This is a genomic window from Rhodanobacteraceae bacterium, from assembly GCA_024234055.1.
Taxonomy (GTDB): Bacteria; Pseudomonadota; Gammaproteobacteria; order Xanthomonadales; family SZUA-5; genus JADKFD01.
In genome coordinates, this window is sequence record JACKOW010000003.1 from 198,734 (window position 1) to 218,385 (window position 19,652).

The window sequence follows — 19,652 nt, forward strand, 5'->3', positions numbered from 1 at the left end:
CTTCATGGCAGCTCTTCACATTTCTTGATCATCCCACAGGCTAAACCGGTATCCGGTCGCCATGCAATGACATTGCTTGCGCTGCGCTGCGGCCAGGCGCAATCGCGGCTCTGCCATGTACCCCGCCCGAGCTCTGCTATGCTCCGCGGGCCGCTGGCGTGATGCCTAAGATGAGCCGACTTTCAGCCAGATTGCGCAGCCACGCAATCGACAACAGAGCCGTGCCGATAGCCCGACATCCATGAAACACACGATCAGTCTCAGTCTTCTTCTTGCGACGCTTTGGTGGGTGCTTTCCGGCTACCCCAAGCCCATCCTGCTGGGTCTGGGACTGTTCAGCGTCGCCTTCACGGTCTGGTTGGCGAATCGGATGGACGTCATCGACCGGGAAAGCCACCCGGTGCATCTCTCGCGTCAGCTCCTGGTGTTCTGGGCACGACTCTTCGTCGAGATCGTGGTCTCCAACCTTCAGGTGGTGGCATCGATCCTGTCGCCGCGTCGCAACAACATCCAACCACACTTCCTGCGCGTGCGCAGCCGCCAGAACACGGCACTCGGGCAAGTGTTGCTGGCGAACTCGATCACCTTGACGCCCGGAACCGTGACCGTGGGGCTGGACAATGGCGAATTGCTGGTTCACGCCTTGAGCACGGCGTCCGGAGCTGCGGTCGTCGAGGGCCAGCTGGACGCAATGATCCCGCCAGATCTGGAGGAAATCGCCTCGTGATGCTCACCGCAGCCGGCATAGCCATATTGGTGTCGATGGGTCTGGCGCTTCTGCGCACGCTGCTCGGGCCCAGTGTGCACGACCGCATCCTTGCGGTGAACAGTTTCGGCACCAAGACCGTGCTGCTGATTACCCTGCTCGGTGCCATGGCGGGTCGTGGCGACTACTTCGACATCGCCCTGCTCTACGCCCTGATCAACTTCATCGGCACGGTTGCCTTGATGCGCTACAGCGAGTCGGCGGAGATGCGCCGCGAGGAAGAGGATTCGAAGTCGTGAGCGCGCTGGATATCTGCATCGCGCTGCTGCTGTGGTCCGGTGCCCTGTTGCTGGTGATTGCCGGCATCGGTCTTTTGCGCTTTCCGCATTTCTATTCGCGCCTGCACGCGGCTGGTGTTGTCGACACCTTGGCTGCAGCCCTGTTTCTGGGCGGGCTAGTGCTGAAATTCGGGGCCACGCTGGCCTCGGTCAAGCTCGGGCTGATCTTCCTTTTCCTGCTGTTCACCAGCCCCACCGCCTGCCATGCGCTGGCCTATTCGGCCTGGATCAGCGGCTTGCGTGAACCTGCAGACTCCGAGGAGCCGCCGTCATCGCCGAACTGATCGACATTCTGCTGCTGGCCTTCATGGTGATCACGGCGATCTTCGTCGTGCGCAGCCGCGACCTGCTGGTCGTGGTCATGGTATTTGGCGCCTACAGCCTGCTCTCTGCCGGCATGTTCCTGGTCATGGACGCGGCCGATGTGGCCTTTACCGAAGCCGCGGTCGGTGCCGGGGTATCGACCATTCTGATGCTGATGGCGCTGAGCTACACCAGTCGCTTTGAACGCCCAATCGGCCGCCAATGGTTGCCTCTGGCCGTGGTGCTGGTCACCGGCGCCGTGCTGGTCTACGGGACGCTGGATCTGCCCAGAGTCGGCGCCCCGGAGAACGTGGCGCACCAGCATGTGGCGCCGCGCTATCTGCAGGAGTCCGGTGAGGAAATCGGTATTCCCAACGTCGTCACCAGCGTCTTGGCCAGCTACCGTGGATTCGACACACTCGGCGAGGTCGCCGTGGTCTTCACGGCGGGCCTCGGCGTGTTTCTGCTGATCGGCGGCGTGCGCCGCAAGAGTGGCCACTGATGCGCGATTCGCTGATCCTGCGCATCGTCAGCAAGTTCATGATCCCGGTGATCGTGCTGTTCGCGCTGTACGTGCAGTTCCACGGTGAACTGGGTCCTGGCGGCGGCTTTCAGGCCGGCGTGATCCTGGCGGCTGCGCTGATTCTGCACATGCTGGTATTTGGTCTGGACGAAACCCGCCGGATTGCACCCATCAAGGTGCTGCGAACGCTGAGCGCACTGGGCGTGCTGATCTACGGCGGCACTGGCGTCATCACCCTGTTGCTGGGCGCCCAGTTCCTCAACTACAACGTACTTGGCAGCACGCCGGCCGGCGGCCAGCACCTCGGCATCTTCCTGATCGAAGTGGGTGTGGCAGTCACGGTGGCCTCGACGCTGCTGCTGCTGGCCTTCGTCTTTGCCGCCAGGGTGCGTGATCGATGACCTCTCTAGGCCTGTACAACTACTGGATCGTGATCGGCCTGATGATGATCGGCCTGTACACGATGATTTCACGCGGCAATCTGGTGAAGAAACTGGTGGGCCTGAACGTATTCCAGACCGCCGTGTTCTTTCTCTACATCAGCATCGGCTTTGTCCACGACGGCGCCGTGCCCATCCTGACCGAAGGCGTCAGCCTGTACTCCAATCCGCTGCCTCATGTGCTGATCCTGACCGCCATCGTGGTCGGAGTGGCGACGACGGCTCTGGGTCTGGCACTGGTCATCCGCATCAAGGAAGCCTACGGGACCGTGGAAGAGGACGAACTGCAGCAGATGGACAACGACGCATGAGTCTCCCGGGCCCGATGACCTGCCTTGAGATTCGAGGCGCAGCGCGGACATGAGTCCTCATCTGCAGGTCCTGATCGTGGTGATTCCTCTGCTGGCCGCGCCGCTGGCGGTGATGCTGCGAGGCGATCGCGCGCCTTGGGCGCTGGCCACCCTGGTCAGCTGGACCCTGCTCGCCATCGCTCTGGCGCTGGTGTTTCAGGTCCAGCAGCACGGCACGTTGAGCTACGCCCTGGGTGGCTGGGCGGCGCCGTGGGGCATCGAATACCGCCTGGACATGGCCAACGCTCTGGTGCAGTTGCTGGTGACCCTGGTCGCTGCCACGGTCTTTCCCTACGCCCGACTCAGCGCCCGACGTGAGATCGATCCCGACAACCATCCGGGCTTCTATGCCGCCCTGTTGCTGCTGCTGACCGGGCTGCTGGGCATTACCGCCACCGGCGACGCCTTCAATGTCTTCGTGTTCCTGGAAATCTCTTCGCTGTCGACCTACACCCTGATTGCCTTGGGTCGTGACCGACGGGCACTCACCAGTGCCTTTCGCTATCTGGTCATGGGTACTGTCGGCGCCACCTTCTTCCTGATCGGCGTCGGGCTGCTGTACGCCATGACCGGCACGCTCAACATGCAGGACCTCGCGGAACGCCTGCCGGCGGTGGCGCATACGCGCACCGTGATCACCGCAGTCGCTTTCGTCGTCGTCGGTGTCTGTCTGAAGCTCGCACTGTTTCCGCTGCACCTGTGGCTGCCCAACGCCTACACCTACGCGCCCTCGTCGGTTAGCGCGCTGATGGCCGCCACCTCCACCAAGGTAGCGGTCTATGTGTTGATTCGCTTCCTCTACGACATCTTCGGCGTGAATTTCTCCTTCGGCCAGCTACCCCTTTCGCAGGTGCTGGCTGGACTTGCAGTCATCGGCATGCTGGTGGCATCGGCGGTGGCCATCAACCAGAGTGATGTCAAGAAGGTACTGGCCTACTCCAGTGTGGCCCAGATCGGCTACGCGGTTGCCGGGCTGGCGCTGGCATCCACGCTGGGACTGACGGCGGCGCTTCTGCATCTGTTCAACCACGCCCTGATGAAAGGCGCGCTGTTCATGGCCTTGGGGGCCATCGCCTGGCGTATGGGCGGCACCGGCATCGACCAACTCAAGGGCTTGGGCCGAGCCATGCCCTGGACGCTGGCCGCTTTCGTCGCCGGCAGTCTGAGCCTGATCGGCGTACCGCTGACGGTAGGCTTCATCAGCAAGTGGTACCTGGTGCTGGCGGCACTGGAACAAGGCTGGTGGTGGCTGGTAGTCGCCATCCTGACCAGTTCGCTGATGTCGGTGGTTTACGTCTGGCGCGTCATCGAAGTCGCCTATTTCCAGCCTTCCGAATCGCGTGATCGCACTCAGGAGGTGCCGCTGGGGCTGCTGCTGCCGACCTGGGCGCTGGTGGTTGCCAATGTCTATTTCGGAATAGACACACGCCTGACGGTGGGACTGGCTGAACAGGCTGCTCGCGCACTCACCGGGGTGCAGCCATGAGCGCGCAGTGGCATCTGCTGCTGTGCCTGCTGATCCCGCTGGCCGGTGGTGCCGGCATCGTTGCCTGCAGGCGATGGCCGAACGTGCGCGAGGCAGTGACCCTGAGCACGGCGGTGGCCCTGTTCCTGAGCGCAATCTCGGTGTTGATGGATCTGAATGCGGGACTGACGCCGCGCCTGATGCTGGCTGAACCCATCCCGGGCGTCGCCCTCGCCTTGCGCGCTGAACCGCTGGGCATGATGTTTGCGCTGCTGGCCAGCGGTTTGTGGATAGTCACCTCGGTCTACGCCATTGGCTACATGCGCGCCAAAAGAGAGCAGAACCAGACCCGCTTCTACCTGTGCTTCGCCATCGCCCTTTCAGGTGCCATGGGCGTGGCGCTGGCGGAGAATCTGTTCACGCTGTTCGTGTTCTACGAGATGCTCACGCTGTCCACCTATCCGCTGGTGTCACACGCCGGGGATCGCAACGCCGTCAAGGGTGCGCGCACCTATCTCGGCATTCTGCTGGCCACCTCGATCGGATTGCTGCTGCCTGCCATCGTCTACACCTACAGTATCGCCGGCACGGTCAGCTTTACCCCGGGCGGCATCCTCGCCGGCAAGGCTGGCCAGACCGAGGCGGCGCTGCTGCTGGCACTGTTCGTGCTGGGCGTGGGCAAGGCGGCGGTGATGCCCGTGCACCGCTGGCTGCCGGCGGCCATGGTGGCGCCAACGCCGGTATCGGCACTGCTGCATGCAGTGGCCGTGGTCAAGGCCGGCGTGTTCACCATCACCAAGGTGGTCATCTACATCTTCGGCACCGATTTCCTGGCGAGCATCCCGGCCGAGCGCCTGCTGGTCTATCTGGCCGGATTCACCGTCATCTCGGCCTCGGTGGTAGCCCTGCGCCAGGACAACATCAAGCGCCTGCTGGCCTATTCCACGATCAGCCAACTGTCCTACATCGTGCTCGCGGCACTGGTGCTCACACCTTTCGCCGAAATCGGTGCGGCCATGCACATGGTGGCCCACGCCTTTGCCAAGATCACGCTGTTCTTCACCGCCGGCGCCATCTACGTCGCTGCCGGCAAGACCCAGGTATCGCAGCTGGACGGCATCGGTCTGCGCATGCCGCTGACCATGGCCGCCTTCACCATCGGCGCCCTGAGCATGGTTGGTGTGCCGCCCACGGCGGGCTTCGTGTCCAAGTGGTACATGATCGCCGGCGCCTTCCAGAACGATCTGTACTTCGTGCTGGCGGTGCTGATCATTTCCACCGCCCTCAACGCCTTCTACTTCCTGCCGATCATCCATCGGGCCTTCTTCCGGGTGGAGACCGTGGCTCCGCGGATCGACCACCGTGAGGCGCCCTGGCCCATGGTGGCGGCGCTGGTCTGCACTGCGGCACTGACCATCCTGTTCTTCGTATTCAACGGACCCGCCGTCGACTTCGAAAAAGCCATCGTGCAAATGCCATGAGTGAATCCCGAGAAACGCACGCCAGCAGCGAGAGCGCATGGCTCAGCCGGCCGAAGACCATCCGCCTGTTGTGGTGGCTGTTCGCAGTGGTTCTGGCCGCCACGCTGGTGGCTCAGTTTGCGGTGGACATGCACCCGCACTTCGGCGCCGACGGCTGGTTCGGATTCAATGCCGTCTATGGCTTTCTGACCTGTGTGGGCATGGTGCTGCTGGCGAAGGTGCTGGGCTGGGGGCTGAAGCGCCCCGACAGCTACTACGGCGCCGAGCCAGAGACCAGCGAGACTCGCAACGATGTTTGAGCTCGCCTTTCCGCCCGCCTTCATCCTGATCCTCGGCGCGCTGCTCATCGGCATCGCCCGACCGGCGCTGCGCCCGGTGATCGTGCTCGGCGCGCCGTTGCTGACCCTGTGGGCGATCTGGCAGCTGCCCGATGGCGTGCTGCTCACCGCCAAATTCCTGAGCTACGACATCCAGTTGGTCGAAGCCAGCGCGGTGCGCCGCCTGTTCGCCACGGTGTTCACGCTGATGGCTTTCGGCGGCGGCCTGTTCGCGCTGCGCCAGGCGCGCTGGCAGGAACTGGCGGCGGCCTACGCCTACGCTGCCGGCGCGGTGGGCGTGAGTTTCGCCGGTGATCTGATCACCATGTTCCTGTTCTGGGAATTCATGGCGCTGTTTTCCACGGTCGTGGTCTGGTGCGGCGGCACCGACGCGGCGCGCCGGGCCGGTGTGCGCTATGCCCTCATGCACCTGATCGGCGGCGTCGTGCTGAAGATCGGCATCGAAGGCATCATGATCCATACCGGATCCATCGAGATCCGTCCGCTGGCGCTGGACAACTTCGATGCCTGGGTCGTGTTGGTCGGCGTGCTGATCAACGCCGCCGCGCCGCCGGTCAGCGCCTGGCTGGCCGATGCCTATCCTGAAGGCAGCCCCTTCGGTACGGTGTTCCTGTCTGCCTTCACCACCAAGACCGCGGTGCTGGCGCTGATCCTGCTGTTCCCGGGAACGCAGATCCTGATCTGGATCGGCCTGTACATGGTGTTCTACGGAATCATCTATGCGCTGCTCGAAAACGACATGCGCCGAATCCTGGCCTATTCCATCGTCAACCAGGTTGGATTCATGGTCTGCGGCGTCGGCATCGGCACCGAAATGGCCATCAACGGCGCCGCCGCCCATGCCTTTGCCCACATCATCTACAAGGCACTGCTGCTGATGAGCGCCGGCTCGGTGCTCTACCAGACGGGCAAGAGCAAGTGCACCGATCTCGGTGGCCTGTACCGGTCGATGCCGATCACCACGATCTGCGGCGTGGTCGGTGCCCTGGCCATTTCAGCCTTTCCCTTCACCTCGGGCTTCATCAGCAAGTCGATGATTTCCCAGGCCGCTGTCGACCAGCATCTGGTCTGGGTCTGGTATCTGCTGACGGCGGCATCCGCCGGCGTTTTCCTCCATGCCGGCATCAAGTTCCCCTGGTTCGTGTTCTTCCAGAAGGATTCCGGCCTGCGACCCGCCGACCCGCCCTGGAACATGCGCGCGGCGATGATCCTGTTCGCGCTCGCCTGCGTGGTCATCGGCTGCTTCCCGCAGATCCTCTACACCCTGCTGCCCTACCCGGTCGCCTATGAACCGTATACCGGCGCACATCTGATCAGCCAGTTCCAGCTGCTGCTGTTCGCCGGCCTGGCCTTCTTCGTGATGCTCCCGGCCATGCGGCGCACCCTGACGATCAGCCTGGATACCGATTGGCTCTATCGCCGCGCGCTACCCGCCATCGCCGGCGGCGTGGAGCGAATCTGGGCTGCCCTGACTGGCTGGATCGCACGTCATTGGCACCAGCACGGACAATCGCGCCTGCACGCACTGATTCGCTGGAGCCTGCCCGGCGGCGCATTGGCCCGCACTTCTCCGGCCGGCAGCATGACCCTCTGGGTCACCGTCATCCTGGTGCTGGTCGTGGTGCTGGCGCAGCGCGGCTGAGGAAGCTCGGCGGTTGCAACCGCCCACGGCACCAGAGACCAGGTACTTCGCAGCACCCGCCAGAGTGCATCCGCCAGCGATGGTCGAAAGCCGCTCCTGGAGGAAGCGGCAACAGCGGTGGGACAAATGGCGCCTTGATGACACCAATACCCCAGAATGGCACTCAAAGGGGGATGGGGAATGGGGCTTTTGACATTGCTGGATGTCCTTTTGGGCCTGTTCTTCGTCTACATGTTGTTCGCGCTGATCGCCAGCGCCGTAAACGAAGCCATTGCCTCCGTGCTGAATTCTCGCGCCAAGTGGTTGCGTCGCGGTTTGTCCCGCCTGCTGCAGCCTTCGGAAATGGCACGGATCCTGTCTAGTCCACGGCTGATGTTCATTGAAGGCGAATTCAAGTCACAGGAGGGAAAGACGTTCAATCCGAGCTATCTGCGTTGGTCAGACTTGCTGCACGCCCTATGTTCCCGCGACGGATCGCCGGTTGATCCGCCGAGCATGACCTCGATCAGCGACCGTATTGCCGAGATGCCCGAGTCGCCGATCAAGACGATACTCTCCGAGCTTGCGAGCGAGGCGAACATGAGCATGGAAGCATTCGAGCGCGCCTTCGAACGGTGGTACGAGGGCTTCGAGAACAGCCTTCGCAGCTGGTACCGCCAGAAAACCCAGTGTCAATCGGGCCTGGCTGCTGACGCTGCGGGCGCCGTGTTCGGGTCTGGAGTTCCAGCAGACGATCGGCATCAGCTCGAACAACAACATCATCGATCGGCGCTTCGACAAGATCTACTTCGAGAATCAGATGTGCTTCTTCAGCCAGATTCAGCCGGTGGACTACAAGGCGCTGAAGCAGGAACGTCGGGCTGAACACCGCGGACGCCTCATAGGTGTTTGGGCATCGGCGAGTTGGGCGCCGGCCTGTCAGGCGTCAGGGCGCCACAAAGCCCGGCGGCTGTACCGAGCCTTCGCCGAAGAAGTACTTTTCCATCTCGTCGCGCAGAAATGCGCGGGCCTTGGGATCGACCGGCGACAGCCGATTCTCGTTGATCAGCATGGTCTGGTGAGCCAGCCATTCGCCCCAGGCGCGCTGCGAGACCTGATCAAAAATACGCTGACCAAGTTCGCCGGGATAGGGAATGCGGACCAGACCTTCCTGGTCGGCGCCGTAGCGTACGCAATGGATCAATCGGGACACGAGAATTACCTCAGGGGCGGGAATGGGCTGGGCGCAGGCGGCGGCCTGGCTCTCGATCAAACGCCGCACCGGCTGCGGCAGGCCAAGGGCGAGTGCCTCGGGGGTGGCAAACCAGCGCGTATCGTTATCTGTGAGGGCGGCTGCTTCGACTTCAACCGCCAAGACCTGGATGTCGAGCGAATAATGGGTGAACTCGTGCCTCAGAGAGGTCAAGACGCTGCTGCTGCGTGCGCGCAATCCATCACCATGCAGGATTTCAATCGCCGCTGCTTGCGTATCGGCTTCAGGCAAGGACCAAAGGCCCGCCCAAATGCCCGTCGGCGATCGCCGCTTCAGCAGCAAGCGCTGCTGGCGGTCCTGCACCCACAGTTGCACGCAACTGCGCAGTGGCCGTTCGCGCCGGACCCGCGCCTGGGGGAATTGGGCGACGGCGCCGGTCAGATGCGCCCCACAGTCATCCTGCAGCGGACACAACAGGCAGGTCGGGCGAGTGCGACTGCACACGGACGCACCCAGATCCATCAGCGCCTGCGTGTAGTCGGCCAGTCGCGCGTCGGGGAGCAACGATTCCGAGAGTTGCCAGAGGGCGGCCTGTGTGGTGCTGCTGGCCGGATCACCAGCGACCCTTCGATAACGCGACAACACCCGCCGGACATTGCCGTCGAGGATGGCGTGACGGGCACCATGAGCCTGCGCAAGGATGGCCCCGGCGGTGGATCGACCAATGCCCGGCAGCGCCAGCAACTGATGGAAATCGTCGGGCAGTTCGCCCCGGTGCTGCGCGACACAGATCTGCGCGGCCCGATGCAGATTGCGCGCCCGCGAGTAGTAGCCCAACCCAGACCATTGCGCCAGCACCTCGTCCAGACTGGCTGCAGCCAGTGCCGGCAGATCCGGGAAGCGTGTCAGAAAGGCCTCGAAATAGGGAATGACGGTCTGCACCTGGGTTTGCTGCAGCATCACTTCGGACAGCCAAACCCGATAGGGCGTGCGGGGATGCTGCCAGGGCAGATCGTGGCGACCATGCTGGTCGAACCAGGCCAGCAGGCGGCCGGCGAAGTCGGTTTCACTGCCTCCGAGGTCGCGCTCCTGAGCTCTCCCGTCGTCGCAGCGTTTGATGGATTGCATGATTGGGTTCAGTGAGGGTGAGTGAAACAAGGCGTGTGAACCGGCAAGACACCCGCGAGCCCCGGCATTCCGACATCGCCCCCGGGTGCGCCTTCGGCTTGCCCGGGCTACTTTTGATCAAGCCTTGCCCAGCTCCGGCGGCAGCAGCGCGTCGACGAATTCGTCAGCGACAAACTCGCGCAGATCCTCGCGCTTCTCGCCGACGCCGATGAAGCGCAGCGGCAGACCGAGTTCGCGGCACAGGGCGAAGACCATGCCGCCTTTGGCGGTGCCATCGAGCTTGGTCACGACCACGCCAGTGACGCCCACGGCCTGGTTGAACTGCTTGGCCTGATTCAGCGCGTTCTGGCCGGTGCCGCCGTCGATGACCAGCAAGGTCTCGTGCGGCGCGCCGGGGTCGATCTTGCCGAGCACGCGCTTGACCTTGGCCAGTTCCTGCATCAAATGACCCTGGGTGTGTAATCGGCCGGCGGTATCGGCAATCAGCACATCGATGTTGCGCGACTTGGCGGCCTGCAGGGCATCGAAGATCACCGATGCGGAATCGGCGCCGCTGCCCTGGGCCACCACCGGCACCTGATTGCGCTCGCCCCAGGTCTTGAGCTGTTCGACCGCGGCCGCCCGAAAGGTGTCGCCGGCCGCCAGCATCACACTATGCCCGGCGAGCTTGTAGCGCATCGCCAGTTTGCCAATGGTGGTGGTCTTGCCGGCACCATTGACGCCCACCGTGAGAATCACAAAAGGCCGGGGCGTGCTCGGAATCTGCAAGGGCAGCGCGTAGTTGGCGATCAGTCCGTGCAGTGACTTGCGCAAGGCTGCCAGCAGTTCATGGGCATCGGCGAACTCGCGCTTGCGCATGCGCACCCGCAGACCCTCGACCAGCTCGGTGCTGGCGACGACGCCGATATCGGCCTGGATCAGCGCCGTTTCCAGTTCTTCAAGCAGATCCTCATCCAGCTTGGGATTGCGCTTGAACAGCGTACCCACGCTGCCGGTGAGCGCCCGTGCCGATGCCGCCAGCCGCTCGCTGAGCCTGGGCGGCGGCGCGGGCCTGGGCTCGGCCGCGATCGCATCGATGGCGCTGCTGAAGGCCAGTGCGGGATCAAAGAACTCCTGCTGCGGCTGCGGCTCGAGCTCCGGCTCTCTCTCGAAAGTCGAGGCGGTCGTCGCGGCGCTGTCTACCCAAGCGGAAGTCGATTCGGGGACTCGCTCGGAGTCCGAACCACTCGTCAACGCCCCGACCTCGGGCACTGCAGCATCTGCTGCAATCGCCTCACTGGCGGCCGCGAGCGACTCCTCGGGTGGCGTTGCCAGCTCCGGCGGTCGAACCGGTGCATCAGTCTTGTCCTTGCGAAACCACTTGAACATGCGCGGCTGGATTGTTGTTTGCTGTAAAGCCCGCGATTCTAGCGGTCCCGCACCGCCGACGTATCCTGATCTTCGTGAACGCACGACGCCATTCAGCTGCTCCCGCCAGATCTGTGGGTGAAGTCCGCATCATCGGCGGATCGCTCAAGCGCTCCAAGCTTCCGGTGCCGGACCGACCGGGCCTGCGGCCAACGCCGGACCGGGTACGCGAAACCCTGTTCAACTGGCTGGGCCCGAGTGTGCGAGGCGCGCGCGCCCTGGACTTGTGCGCTGGAACTGGTGTGCTGGGGCTGGAAGCACTGTCGCGCGGCGCCGACTTCGTGCACTTCAACGAAACCGACTTCGCTCTGGCGGCCCAGATCACCTCGGCACTGGAACGTTTTCGCATGGCTGATCGGGCACGGGTCACGCACGACGATGCCCGGCAACTGTTGGCTGGCACGGTGGCCGGCGGCTTCGATCTGGTGTTTGTGGATCCGCCCTATCAGGCCTCGCTGTGGCCTGACCTGCTGCCAAAGCTGCCGGCCTGGCTGAACCCCGCTGCCAAGGTCTATGTGGAACATCCGATCGATGTGGAGCTGGCGCTGGACGACGAATGGCGGGTGCTCAAACAGGCGCGCGCCGGGCGAATCCACTACTGTCTCCTGCAGCGCACAGCGGGATCAGCCGATTCCCTTCACCTCCGACAGGCTGCTAGCCTGTGAGCCTGGAAAGCAGCGGAGCAGACAGCGTGAATGACTCGACAGCGACACGGCCGTCTTCGCGCATTGCGGTCTACCCTGGCACCTTTGACCCGATGACCAATGGTCATGTGGATCTGGTGGTGCGCGCCGCTCCGCTGTTCGAGCGACTGGTGGTCGGGATTGCCCACAACCCCATCAAGGGACCCAGCTTCGGCCTGGATGAACGCATCGAACTGGCGAAGGAGTCGCTGGCGGGGATCGCCAACGTCGAAGTGCGAGGCTTCAATTCCTTGCTCGCGCATTTCGTGCGCGATATCGGCGCCTCGGTGATTCTCCGCGGCCTGCGCGCGGTTTCCGACTTTGAGTACGAGTTCCAGCTGGCCAGCATGAACCGGCATCTGATTCCTGAAGCCGAAACCATGTTTCTCACGCCGGCTGAAAAGTTCAGCTTCATTTCTTCATCGCTGGTGCGCGAGGTGGCCAGACTCGGCGGCGATGTCTCCGGATTCGTGCCTCCGGCGGTGCAGCAGCGGCTGGTGGCACTGTGGAAGCGCTGAAAGCCGACCCACCTGGCCATTGACTTGACGCAAGATCGGGCAAGGGGAAGGCGTCAGACTGAAGTGCACACAATTGGTGCTGTCAAGGCCGCCTGAATGATTCTTAATGTATCGGGTGCTGGTAGCATGCTTGCACTCGGGATGACCTATCGAAGGAGCCTCATCATGTTCCGTCGCTTTCTTGCGATCGCCGCGTTGACCGGCGTGTTGTTCACCTTGGGAGCCTGTGAAGAGGCTCCACCACCGCCGGATCCGGCGAAGATCGTGCCGACCAACCCGTCTGATTCGGCTGCCTGGAAGAAGTACGTGGCGGCCATTTCGAAGACTTATATCCCGGCTGCCCAGGCCGACCAGAATTCGCGCGTCTTTGTCACTTTCGTCGAATACGGTCAGGACGAAGCAAAGACCGCGCGTCACATTGAAAACACCAAGAACTTCATCGGCCGTGGCATTGCCGAAGGCACGACCCTGCTGTTTGCGTCGCCGGACTCGCCGCTGATGGCCAGTATCGTCGAGCAAGCCTTCGCCGATCCCAGACCAGATCTGCTGAAGGGAATTCGCGTCATCTTCATCGGACAGAAAGCCGAGGAAGAACGCGTGCGCACGGCCGTCACGGCCTGGGGTGCAAGCTTCGTTTTCCACGAGGCGAAGTAGTTCGCAACCGAAGGCAGAGCTCTGACCTCGACACCGACCCGCCCCAGGCGAGTCGGTGTTGATGCAAGGCAACTCGAAAGCAGGCGGATGGATGGCAGCCAACCGAATCGGCCGAGACCTATGTATCCAGCTTCCGTGTTGACCCCTTCGACAGTGGGTCAATGCCGCAAACAGGTCGCACCGGGATCAGACCGACTGCCGGGTTCCGGCGTGCGCGCCTGAGGCTGAAACACTGGAACTGGCATGGCCCTGCTGATCACCGATCAATGCATCAACTGCGACGTCTGTGAGCCCGTGTGCCCCAATCGGGCGATTTATCAGGGACCGCAGGTGTACGAGATTGACCCCAGCCGCTGCACCGAATGCGTGGGCCATCATGAGGAGGCGCAGTGCGTGGTGGTGTGTCCGGTTGAGTGCATCTTTGTGGATCCGGCCATCCCGGAAACCCGCGAGCAGCTGCTGGCCAAGGCCATTCAGCTGAAGAACGAGGAAACGGCATGAATACCGATCGTCCAATTCTCAAGCACTGGCCGCGGATCGGGCTGTGGCTGATCCTGCTGTGGCTGCCGACGCTGGCGCTGGCCCTGGCCGAGGTCAAGCCCCACGCCGCCGGCATTGCCAGCGCGAACAAACAGGCCACCGAAGCCGGTTTCGAGATCCTGGCGCAGGGCGGCAACGCTTTCGATGCGGCTGTGGCGGTGTCTGCCGCGCTGGCCGTGGTGGAACCCGAAAGCTCAGGTTTGGGCGGGGGCGGCTTCTTCCTGTTGCACCGCGCCAGTGACGGCAAGGCGGTGTTCGTCGATGCGCGTGAGAAGGCCCCGCTGGCGGCGACCCGCGACATGTATCTGGACGCAGACGGCAACGCCCAGCGCGCCCGCAGCGTCAACGGCGCCCTGGCCGCCGGCATTCCTGGCCTGCCGGCTGGCCTGGTGCTGGTGGCCGAACGCTACGGCAAGTTGCCCTTGAAGCAATCGTTTGCGCCGGCCATCCGCCTGGCACGCAAGGGCTATGTCTGGAGCGCAAAGAACTCGGCGATGATCGGATTCCGCACCGAACAGCTGGCCAAGTCCGAAGGCGCCGCCGCGCTGTTTCTGCGCAAGGGCAAGCCGCCGGCCCAGGGTGATCGCGTCAGGAACCCGGACATTGCCAGGGTACTGGAGCGCATCGCCAGAGAGGGGCACCGCGGCTTTTACGATGGGGACACCGCGACAACCCTGGTCAAAGGTGTCAAGGCCGCCGGCGGCATCTGGTCGCTGGATGATCTGGCCCAGTACCAGGCCGTGGAACGCGAGCCGCTGCGCTTCGAGTTCCAGGGTCAGCAGATCCTGACCTCGCCACCGCCCTCTTCCGGCGGCGTCGCTCTGGTCGGCCTCTTTCAGATCCTCAGCGGCTATCCATTGGCAGAGTTTGACCGGGTACAGCGCCTGCATGTGGAAATCGAAGCCATGCGCCGGGTCTATCGCGACCGCGCCATCTACCTTGGCGATCCCGATTTCGTGCAGGTGCCCATGCAGATGTTGCTCAGCCCCTACTACGCGGCCGGATTGCGCGCCTCGATCCACACCCGCAAGGCCACGCCCAGCGATGCATTGCCGGGGATCAGCGCCGGGCCAGAGGGCAACGACACCTCGCACTTCTCGATCATCGACAGCGAGGGGAACATCGCTGCCGTCACCCAGAGCGTGAACCTGCCCTTTGGTGCCGCGTTCGTGGTCCCTGGCACCGGCTTCGTGCTCAACAACGAGATGGACGATTTCTCGGTGAAGCCCGGCGTACCGAACGCCTTTGGGCTGATTGGTGACGACGCCAACGCCATCCAGCCCGGCAAGCGGCCACTGTCGTCGATGACACCAACAATCCTGCTAGGCAAGGACCGGGCCGCCGCCATCGGCTCTCCCGGCGGTAGCCGCATCATCACCATGGTGTTCCTGGGCTTGAGCAAGGTGCTGGCCGGCAGCAGCGCCGCCGAAGCCGTTGCCGCGCCGCGTATCCATCATCAGTATCAGCCCGACACGGTTTCGGTGGAACCGGGCGCACTCAGCGAAGCCGAGCTCAGCGCCTTGAGCGAACGTGGCTACACGGTTGCGCCCGCCGAGCGTCCCTGGGGCAATATGCAGGTGGTCATCTGGAACAAGCAGGACGGCAGTGTCGATGCGGCCTCCGATCCCCGCTGGGAAGGTGTGGGCGGCGGCGAGTCACGCGACCGTGAGATGATCTTCCGATGAAAGCCTGGTCAATCGAAGGCAATACCCAACGCCTGGACGGTGGCGCCATGTTCGGCAATGTGCCGCGCGCGATGTGGGAACGCTGGATACAGCCCGACGAGGAACACCGCATTCCCTTGTCCTGTCGCGGCCTGCTGGTGCAACTGGATGACGGTCGCCGCGTGCTGTTCGAGACCGGCATCGGTGCCTTCTTCGAACCCAAACTGCGGCAGCGCTTTGGCGTGCTCGAAGATCGCCATGTGCTGCTCGATTCCCTGGCCGCTCTGGGTTTGAGCGATGCCGATATCGATGTCGTGGTGCTCAGCCACCTGCACTTTGACCATGCCGGTGGCTTGCTGGCCGCCTGGGAAGAAGGCCAACCGCCGCGATTGCTGTTTCCCAAGGCGCAGTTCGTCGTTGGCAGCGATCATTGGCAACGCGCGCAGGAACCGCACGCCCGCGACCGGGCGTCCTTCATTCCGGAACTGAACGCACTGCTGGCCGACAGCGGACGACTGGAACTGGTGGAGCTGGGTCCGGCCAACGCCATCGGCAATCCAGGCGCCCTGCCCGCCCACTGCCAGTCGCTGGGCAAGGATGTCGGCTTCTACGAATCGCACGGCCATACGCCGGGACTGATGCTGAGCGAGATCGGCGGCGACGGCGGCATCGTCTTCTGCGCCGATCTGATTCCCGGCCGAGCCTGGGTGCATCTGCCGGTGACCATGGGCTATGACCGCTATCCGGAACTGCTGATCGACGAGAAGCGGCACTTCCTGGCCGACAAGCTGCGCCGCGACGTGCGCCTGTACTTCACCCACGACCCGCAAGCGGCCTGGGCCGCCCTGCAGCGAGACGACAAGGGCAAGTACAGCACCCACGACGAGCATGCGTCGCTGACAGCGCAAACCCTGCCCTTCGCGTAGGCAGGCGGCCCCCTGCCACCTGGGGGAGCGGCTTCAGCCGCGACCCGCCATCGCAGGCAGAGCCCGCTCCCACAAGGAGCCGGCCCAGCCCACGCCATCTGTGGGAGCGGCTTCAGCCGCGACAACTTCCACTGCCTCGGCACGCTCGCACCTGCAGCATCCGATCGGCGACAATAGCGCCCTGCCCCATCAGCCTCTGAGCACGATCATGACCCTGTTCCGACCCATCGTCACCGCTCTCGCCCTGTTCGCCATGAACCCGGCTTTCGCCGCCACCACGCCCGAGCCCTCATCCGTCGTCGACGGGCACCCGGTCTACGGCGCAGCCATGCCGGCAGGCGAAGCCACCGCGATCGGAACGGCACTGACCGATAGCGAGGCTTATACGGGCAAAGCCCAGAAATTCAGCGGCCGAGTCACCAAGGTCTGTCAAGCCAAAGGCTGCTGGATGGTCCTGGCCGACGGCGAAAACCACGCCCGCGTGATGTTCGGCAAGGATGATTTCTTCATCCCCACCGATACCAGCGGCGACGCCGTGGTCCACGGGACGCTCAGCGTCAAGACCATGAGCGAAAAGATGGCCAGGCATCTCGCCGATGATGCCGGCCAGGACAGCAGCAAGATTCAAGGTGACACCCAGGAATTTCAGATCATGGCGACGTCGGTGATGCTGCTTCCGTCCAGCTGAAACCCGATACTGGCGGGCGCGGCCCTTGCGTCCGGTGATCCACTTGGGCTTTCCACGACTCTGCCCTGATCACCGGGCGCGGCCCGCCCTCGCCAGGCATGCCCCAGGCCATTGATTTGAAAATGAAAAACGGGCCATGGGGCGTTGGCGCAGGAGACGCTTGCTGATTGGCAAACCCCATGGGAGCGGCTTCAGCCGCGATGGTCGGCTCCCGACCATCTGCGCGCCTCGATCGCGGACAAAGTCCGCTCCCACAACCTGCCCCTGGACTCGGTCAAGCGCCGCGGCAATGCCATCCATCAGTGAACGCCAGCGCTGACCCGATCAGCTGCCCGGACACTTCTCGTACAGCGGCGAGGTCAGGCTCCGCACCGGAATCGTGCCGTTGCCATACACCGAGGTGTAGCTGAAACTGCCAATGCTGCAATCACTGAAACGGATCGTGAGCACACCCCACTGCGGATTGCTGGTCACTTGCGAGGCCATGTAGGCGCTGCCGAACTGACCGCCGGTGCTGATCTGCATCGGGATTTCCACCGAGCTTGCACCCCAGGCAAAAGGCGCGGATCCGATGGTCCAGAACTGCTGGCCTTCGAAGAAGTCATACCAGGACACCACCAGGATGGGCGAATCACTGTTGGTGGCACCGCTCGCCTTGGTGATCTCGATCAGAAAGCCCTTGCCAGAGTTGTCCGGATCGAACCAGGTGCCGGTGTGCAAAGGCAGGATCGGAAACTCATCCGACGCCACGCGCACCGCCCTGCGGATCAGCGGCATGCGGATCGGCTGCTCGCTGCCGAAGAAGATCGGAGTCGTGTTGAGCTCCTCCAGCGTCTTGTAGCCATACACCACACGCCCGAAGACCGTGAAGTCGGCATTGAGCGAGGCATTGGTATTGGTGTTGATGAAGAAGTCCGAGGTAGCACTGTTGACATTGGTGACACCATTGGTGGACGTCAAGGCCATAGCCACTGTTCCGGTCGTGTGCTGCAGACCGTTCCCGCGCTCGCTGGGGATTGCCGCGCGCTTGACGATGCCCTCTCCACTTTCCTTGAAGCCACCACCCTGGACGACAAAATTGGGTACCACGCGCTGAATCAGCGAGCGATTGTAGGAGCCATCATCGACGTAACTCAGAAAATTGGCGACGGTGTTCGGGGCACGAACACTATCCAGTTCCAGCAGCATCGGACCACGATCCGTATCGAGAAGCACCCGCGGATTCTGGGCCGCAGCCATCGAAGCCAGCGCCAGCAGCGCCAATCCAAGCAAAAGCTGCTTCGACATAGATTTCAACTCCGTCACAAAAGTGGTCTCGGAGGATACAGGCAAGCATGGACATAAGCCGCACTGCCAGTCACCGGCAAGGCAACAAATCAGACACGCGTAACAAGCACGGCGCAAGAAGGCCGAAACGACGCATGCAGGGCATCCGCGGCTAAAGGCGCAGCTACACACTGGAAGAAACGTGGTGCCCGGAGCGGGACTCGAACCCGCATGACCGCAAGGCCGAGGGATTTTAAGTCCCTTGCGTCTACCGATTTCGCCATCCGGGCTTGGACGGGCTGTTGCAGGCTACACCAGCGCGGATTCGGTGGGGACTTGAAGGTTTGGAGGCCAGGGTCGGAATCGAACCGGCGTACACGGCTTTGCAGGCCGCTGCATGACCACTCTGCCACCTGGCCAAACCTTCGGGTTTTCAGGCCCTTGAAACAACAAAACCCCGGTCACCCGAGGTTTTGCCCTGAATCTGGAGCGGGAAACGAGACTCGAACTCGCGACCCCGACCTTGGCAAGGTCGTGCTCTACCAACTGAGCTATTCCCGCAAGAGCCGACAATCATATCGGAAGAACGGACGAAGTCAACACCTCTTTTGAAAGAAACTTACATGGGCTTGCCAGCCATGAGCCAGCCTTCCAGCAACCGAGCTGCGCGAGGCCTCTGAGGTCCATGCAGAGCACTCGACTTGTGGCAATTGAACGGGGAAGACATCGTGCTTGCGCATGCCGGACGGCACTGCGCCGGCCCGGCATGGGTCGTGCCGGCAGACTCGACAGCGCCAAGCACGGACGCGCCCGGCGGCTATTCGCTCTCCTTGCCCTGCAATACCCGCCAGGCGGCTCGCAGATATTGGCCCGCAGACCAAAGGGTCAGCACGGCGGCGATCGCGAGGGCGACCAGACCTACATGGTAGATCGGCAGCTTCCACAGCGGATCGCGCCACAGCAGCATGGTCAACGCGGCCATCTGCACGATGGTCTTGACCTTGCCCATGCCGCCCACCCGAACCATCGCCCGTTGGCCGATCTCGGCCATCCACTCGCGCAGCGCCGAGATACTGATTTCACGACCGATGATCACGGCGCAGGCGATCGCCAGCCAGGGGTGCGGATCGCGCTGCAGCACCAGCACCAGTGCCACGGCCACCATCAGCTTGTCGGCCACCGGATCGAGAAAGGCGCCAAAGCTGGAGGCCTGATCGAATCGCCGCGCCACCCAGCCATCCAGCCAATCAGTCAGTGCGGCCGCCAGAAACACCATGGCCGCGGCCCGATGGGTCCACTCCCAGGGCGCATAGAACAGCACCACCAGCACCGGGATCATCACAATCCGGCCCAGGGTGAGATAGGTCGCCAGATTCAGCGGCATTGCATGTCGGGTGGGA

At 63.2% G+C, this 19,652-nt stretch carries 22 protein-coding genes and 3 tRNA genes; 18 read left to right on the forward strand and 7 right to left on the reverse strand.

What is annotated here, in order from left to right; genetic code table 11:
• Window positions 1-241: 241 nt before the first annotated feature.
• From H7A19_08225 to H7A19_08275, 11 genes are all read left to right on the forward strand, one after another.
• Window positions 242-727: a Na+/H+ antiporter subunit E gene (locus tag H7A19_08225; protein MCP5474817.1), complete on the forward strand. Its 486-nt coding sequence runs from the start codon at window positions 242-244 to the stop codon at window positions 725-727.
• Window positions 727-1,005, forward strand: coding sequence for a hypothetical protein (locus H7A19_08230; protein ID MCP5474818.1), 279 nt, complete (start codon window positions 727-729; stop codon window positions 1,003-1,005). The genes H7A19_08225 and H7A19_08230 overlap by 1 nt, the downstream gene beginning before the upstream one ends.
• Window positions 1,002-1,328 (forward strand): monovalent cation/H(+) antiporter subunit G, encoded by a 327-nt coding sequence (locus H7A19_08235; GenBank protein ID MCP5474819.1) that lies wholly within the window; start codon window positions 1,002-1,004, stop codon window positions 1,326-1,328. Before H7A19_08230 ends, H7A19_08235 begins: the two co-directional genes overlap by 4 nt.
• 23 nt (window positions 1,329-1,351) lie before the next feature.
• Window positions 1,352-1,849, forward strand: coding sequence for a DUF4040 domain-containing protein (locus H7A19_08240; GenBank protein ID MCP5474820.1), 498 nt, complete (start codon window positions 1,352-1,354; stop codon window positions 1,847-1,849).
• Entirely contained in the window at window positions 1,849-2,271 is a 423-nt protein-coding gene (locus tag H7A19_08245; protein ID MCP5474821.1) for a Na(+)/H(+) antiporter subunit B, read from the forward strand. Before H7A19_08240 ends, H7A19_08245 begins: the two co-directional genes overlap by 1 nt.
• Window positions 2,268-2,621 (forward strand): cation:proton antiporter subunit C, encoded by a 354-nt coding sequence (locus H7A19_08250; protein MCP5474822.1) that lies wholly within the window; start codon window positions 2,268-2,270, stop codon window positions 2,619-2,621. Before H7A19_08245 ends, H7A19_08250 begins: the two co-directional genes overlap by 4 nt.
• A gap of 49 nt (window positions 2,622-2,670) precedes the next feature.
• Window positions 2,671-4,146 (forward strand): monovalent cation/H+ antiporter subunit D family protein, encoded by a 1,476-nt coding sequence (locus H7A19_08255; GenBank protein MCP5474823.1) that lies wholly within the window; start codon window positions 2,671-2,673, stop codon window positions 4,144-4,146.
• Complete coding sequence (locus tag H7A19_08260) at window positions 4,143-5,606, forward strand: monovalent cation/H+ antiporter subunit D family protein (protein MCP5474824.1); 1,464 nt, start codon at window positions 4,143-4,145, stop codon at window positions 5,604-5,606. Before H7A19_08255 ends, H7A19_08260 begins: the two co-directional genes overlap by 4 nt.
• Window positions 5,603-5,905: a hypothetical protein gene (locus H7A19_08265; GenBank protein MCP5474825.1), complete on the forward strand. Its 303-nt coding sequence runs from the start codon at window positions 5,603-5,605 to the stop codon at window positions 5,903-5,905. Before H7A19_08260 ends, H7A19_08265 begins: the two co-directional genes overlap by 4 nt.
• Window positions 5,898-7,586: a Na(+)/H(+) antiporter subunit D gene (locus H7A19_08270; GenBank protein MCP5474826.1), complete on the forward strand. Its 1,689-nt coding sequence runs from the start codon at window positions 5,898-5,900 to the stop codon at window positions 7,584-7,586. The genes H7A19_08265 and H7A19_08270 overlap by 8 nt, the downstream gene beginning before the upstream one ends.
• A 180-nt stretch (window positions 7,587-7,766) precedes the next feature.
• A complete protein-coding gene (locus H7A19_08275) occupies window positions 7,767-8,450 on the forward strand; it encodes a hypothetical protein (protein ID MCP5474827.1) in 684 nt (227 codons plus the stop codon).
• Between the two features lie 61 nt (window positions 8,451-8,511).
• Here the strand turns inward: H7A19_08275 and mutY are convergent, their stop codons facing one another.
• Window positions 8,512-9,906: an A/G-specific adenine glycosylase gene (gene mutY, locus H7A19_08280; protein MCP5474828.1), complete on the reverse strand. Its 1,395-nt coding sequence runs from the start codon at window positions 9,904-9,906 to the stop codon at window positions 8,512-8,514.
• A gap of 117 nt (window positions 9,907-10,023) precedes the next feature.
• Entirely contained in the window at window positions 10,024-11,274 is a 1,251-nt protein-coding gene (ftsY, locus tag H7A19_08285) for a signal recognition particle-docking protein FtsY (GenBank protein MCP5474829.1), read from the reverse strand.
• Between the two features lie 113 nt (window positions 11,275-11,387).
• Between ftsY and rsmD the strand changes: the two genes are divergently transcribed.
• From rsmD to H7A19_08320, 7 genes are all read left to right on the forward strand, one after another.
• Window positions 11,388-11,978 (forward strand): 16S rRNA (guanine(966)-N(2))-methyltransferase RsmD, encoded by a 591-nt coding sequence (gene rsmD / locus H7A19_08290; GenBank protein ID MCP5474830.1) that lies wholly within the window; start codon window positions 11,388-11,390, stop codon window positions 11,976-11,978.
• A 92-nt stretch (window positions 11,979-12,070) separates the two neighbouring features.
• Complete coding sequence (gene coaD, locus H7A19_08295; protein MCP5474831.1) at window positions 12,071-12,514, forward strand: pantetheine-phosphate adenylyltransferase; 444 nt, start codon at window positions 12,071-12,073, stop codon at window positions 12,512-12,514.
• A gap of 165 nt (window positions 12,515-12,679) precedes the next feature.
• The gene (locus H7A19_08300; GenBank protein MCP5474832.1) at window positions 12,680-13,168 is read left to right on the forward strand and encodes a hypothetical protein; all 489 of its coding nucleotides are present in this window, start codon (window positions 12,680-12,682) and stop codon (window positions 13,166-13,168) included.
• A gap of 243 nt (window positions 13,169-13,411) precedes the next feature.
• On the forward strand, window positions 13,412-13,669 hold the full coding sequence (locus H7A19_08305; protein ID MCP5474833.1) for a YfhL family 4Fe-4S dicluster ferredoxin: 258 nt from the start codon (window positions 13,412-13,414) through the stop codon (window positions 13,667-13,669).
• On the forward strand, window positions 13,666-15,393 hold the full coding sequence (gene ggt, locus H7A19_08310) for a gamma-glutamyltransferase (GenBank protein ID MCP5474834.1): 1,728 nt from the start codon (window positions 13,666-13,668) through the stop codon (window positions 15,391-15,393). Before H7A19_08305 ends, ggt begins: the two co-directional genes overlap by 4 nt.
• On the forward strand, window positions 15,390-16,298 hold the full coding sequence (locus H7A19_08315; GenBank protein ID MCP5474835.1) for an MBL fold metallo-hydrolase: 909 nt from the start codon (window positions 15,390-15,392) through the stop codon (window positions 16,296-16,298). The genes ggt and H7A19_08315 overlap by 4 nt, the downstream gene beginning before the upstream one ends.
• A 208-nt stretch (window positions 16,299-16,506) precedes the next feature.
• The gene (locus tag H7A19_08320) at window positions 16,507-16,986 is read left to right on the forward strand and encodes a DUF4920 domain-containing protein (GenBank protein MCP5474836.1); all 480 of its coding nucleotides are present in this window, start codon (window positions 16,507-16,509) and stop codon (window positions 16,984-16,986) included.
• 324 nt (window positions 16,987-17,310) lie between these two features.
• On the opposite strand, the gene H7A19_08325 is transcribed toward H7A19_08320, so the two are convergent.
• The 5 genes from H7A19_08325 to pgsA all read right to left on the reverse strand — a co-directional run bounded on the left by H7A19_08325 (window position 17,311) and on the right by pgsA (window position 19,636).
• Complete coding sequence (locus H7A19_08325; GenBank protein ID MCP5474837.1) at window positions 17,311-18,273, reverse strand: peptidylprolyl isomerase; 963 nt, start codon at window positions 18,271-18,273, stop codon at window positions 17,311-17,313.
• A gap of 182 nt (window positions 18,274-18,455) precedes the next feature.
• Window positions 18,456-18,542 (reverse strand) — tRNA-Leu (locus H7A19_08330).
• A 55-nt stretch (window positions 18,543-18,597) separates the two neighbouring features.
• Window positions 18,598-18,671, reverse strand: a tRNA-Cys gene (locus H7A19_08335).
• A 66-nt stretch (window positions 18,672-18,737) separates the two neighbouring features.
• Window positions 18,738-18,813, reverse strand: a tRNA-Gly gene (locus H7A19_08340).
• 256 nt (window positions 18,814-19,069) lie between these two features.
• Window positions 19,070-19,636, reverse strand: a complete 567-nt coding sequence (gene pgsA / locus H7A19_08345; GenBank protein ID MCP5474838.1) for a CDP-diacylglycerol--glycerol-3-phosphate 3-phosphatidyltransferase — start codon at window positions 19,634-19,636, stop codon at window positions 19,070-19,072.
• Window positions 19,637-19,652: the final 16 nt, after the last annotated feature.

Coding starts and splice junctions, on each gene's coding strand:
- H7A19_08225 (MCP5474817.1), top strand. CDS start 242: ATGAAACACACGATCAGTCTCAGTCTTCTTCTTGCGACGCTTTGGTGG.
- H7A19_08230 (MCP5474818.1), top strand. CDS start 727: ATGCTCACCGCAGCCGGCATAGCCATATTGGTGTCGATGGGTCTGGCG.
- H7A19_08240 (MCP5474820.1), top strand. CDS start 1,352: ATGGTGATCACGGCGATCTTCGTCGTGCGCAGCCGCGACCTGCTGGTC.
- H7A19_08245 (MCP5474821.1), top strand. CDS start 1,849: ATGCGCGATTCGCTGATCCTGCGCATCGTCAGCAAGTTCATGATCCCG.
- H7A19_08250 (MCP5474822.1), top strand. CDS start 2,268: ATGACCTCTCTAGGCCTGTACAACTACTGGATCGTGATCGGCCTGATG.
- H7A19_08255 (MCP5474823.1), top strand. CDS start 2,671: ATGAGTCCTCATCTGCAGGTCCTGATCGTGGTGATTCCTCTGCTGGCC.
- H7A19_08260 (MCP5474824.1), top strand. CDS start 4,143: ATGAGCGCGCAGTGGCATCTGCTGCTGTGCCTGCTGATCCCGCTGGCC.
- H7A19_08265 (MCP5474825.1), top strand. CDS start 5,603: ATGAGTGAATCCCGAGAAACGCACGCCAGCAGCGAGAGCGCATGGCTC.
- H7A19_08270 (MCP5474826.1), top strand. CDS start 5,898: ATGTTTGAGCTCGCCTTTCCGCCCGCCTTCATCCTGATCCTCGGCGCG.
- H7A19_08275 (MCP5474827.1), top strand. CDS start 7,767: ATGGGGCTTTTGACATTGCTGGATGTCCTTTTGGGCCTGTTCTTCGTC.
- mutY (MCP5474828.1), bottom strand. CDS start 9,906: ATGCAATCCATCAAACGCTGCGACGACGGGAGAGCTCAGGAGCGCGAC.
- ftsY (MCP5474829.1), bottom strand. CDS start 11,274: ATGTTCAAGTGGTTTCGCAAGGACAAGACTGATGCACCGGTTCGACCG.
- coaD (MCP5474831.1), top strand. CDS start 12,071: ATGACCAATGGTCATGTGGATCTGGTGGTGCGCGCCGCTCCGCTGTTC.
- H7A19_08300 (MCP5474832.1), top strand. CDS start 12,680: ATGTTCCGTCGCTTTCTTGCGATCGCCGCGTTGACCGGCGTGTTGTTC.
- H7A19_08305 (MCP5474833.1), top strand. CDS start 13,412: ATGGCCCTGCTGATCACCGATCAATGCATCAACTGCGACGTCTGTGAG.
- ggt (MCP5474834.1), top strand. CDS start 13,666: ATGAATACCGATCGTCCAATTCTCAAGCACTGGCCGCGGATCGGGCTG.
- H7A19_08315 (MCP5474835.1), top strand. CDS start 15,390: ATGAAAGCCTGGTCAATCGAAGGCAATACCCAACGCCTGGACGGTGGC.
- H7A19_08320 (MCP5474836.1), top strand. CDS start 16,507: ATGACCCTGTTCCGACCCATCGTCACCGCTCTCGCCCTGTTCGCCATG.
- H7A19_08325 (MCP5474837.1), bottom strand. CDS start 18,273: ATGTCGAAGCAGCTTTTGCTTGGATTGGCGCTGCTGGCGCTGGCTTCG.
- pgsA (MCP5474838.1), bottom strand. CDS start 19,636: ATGCCGCTGAATCTGGCGACCTATCTCACCCTGGGCCGGATTGTGATG.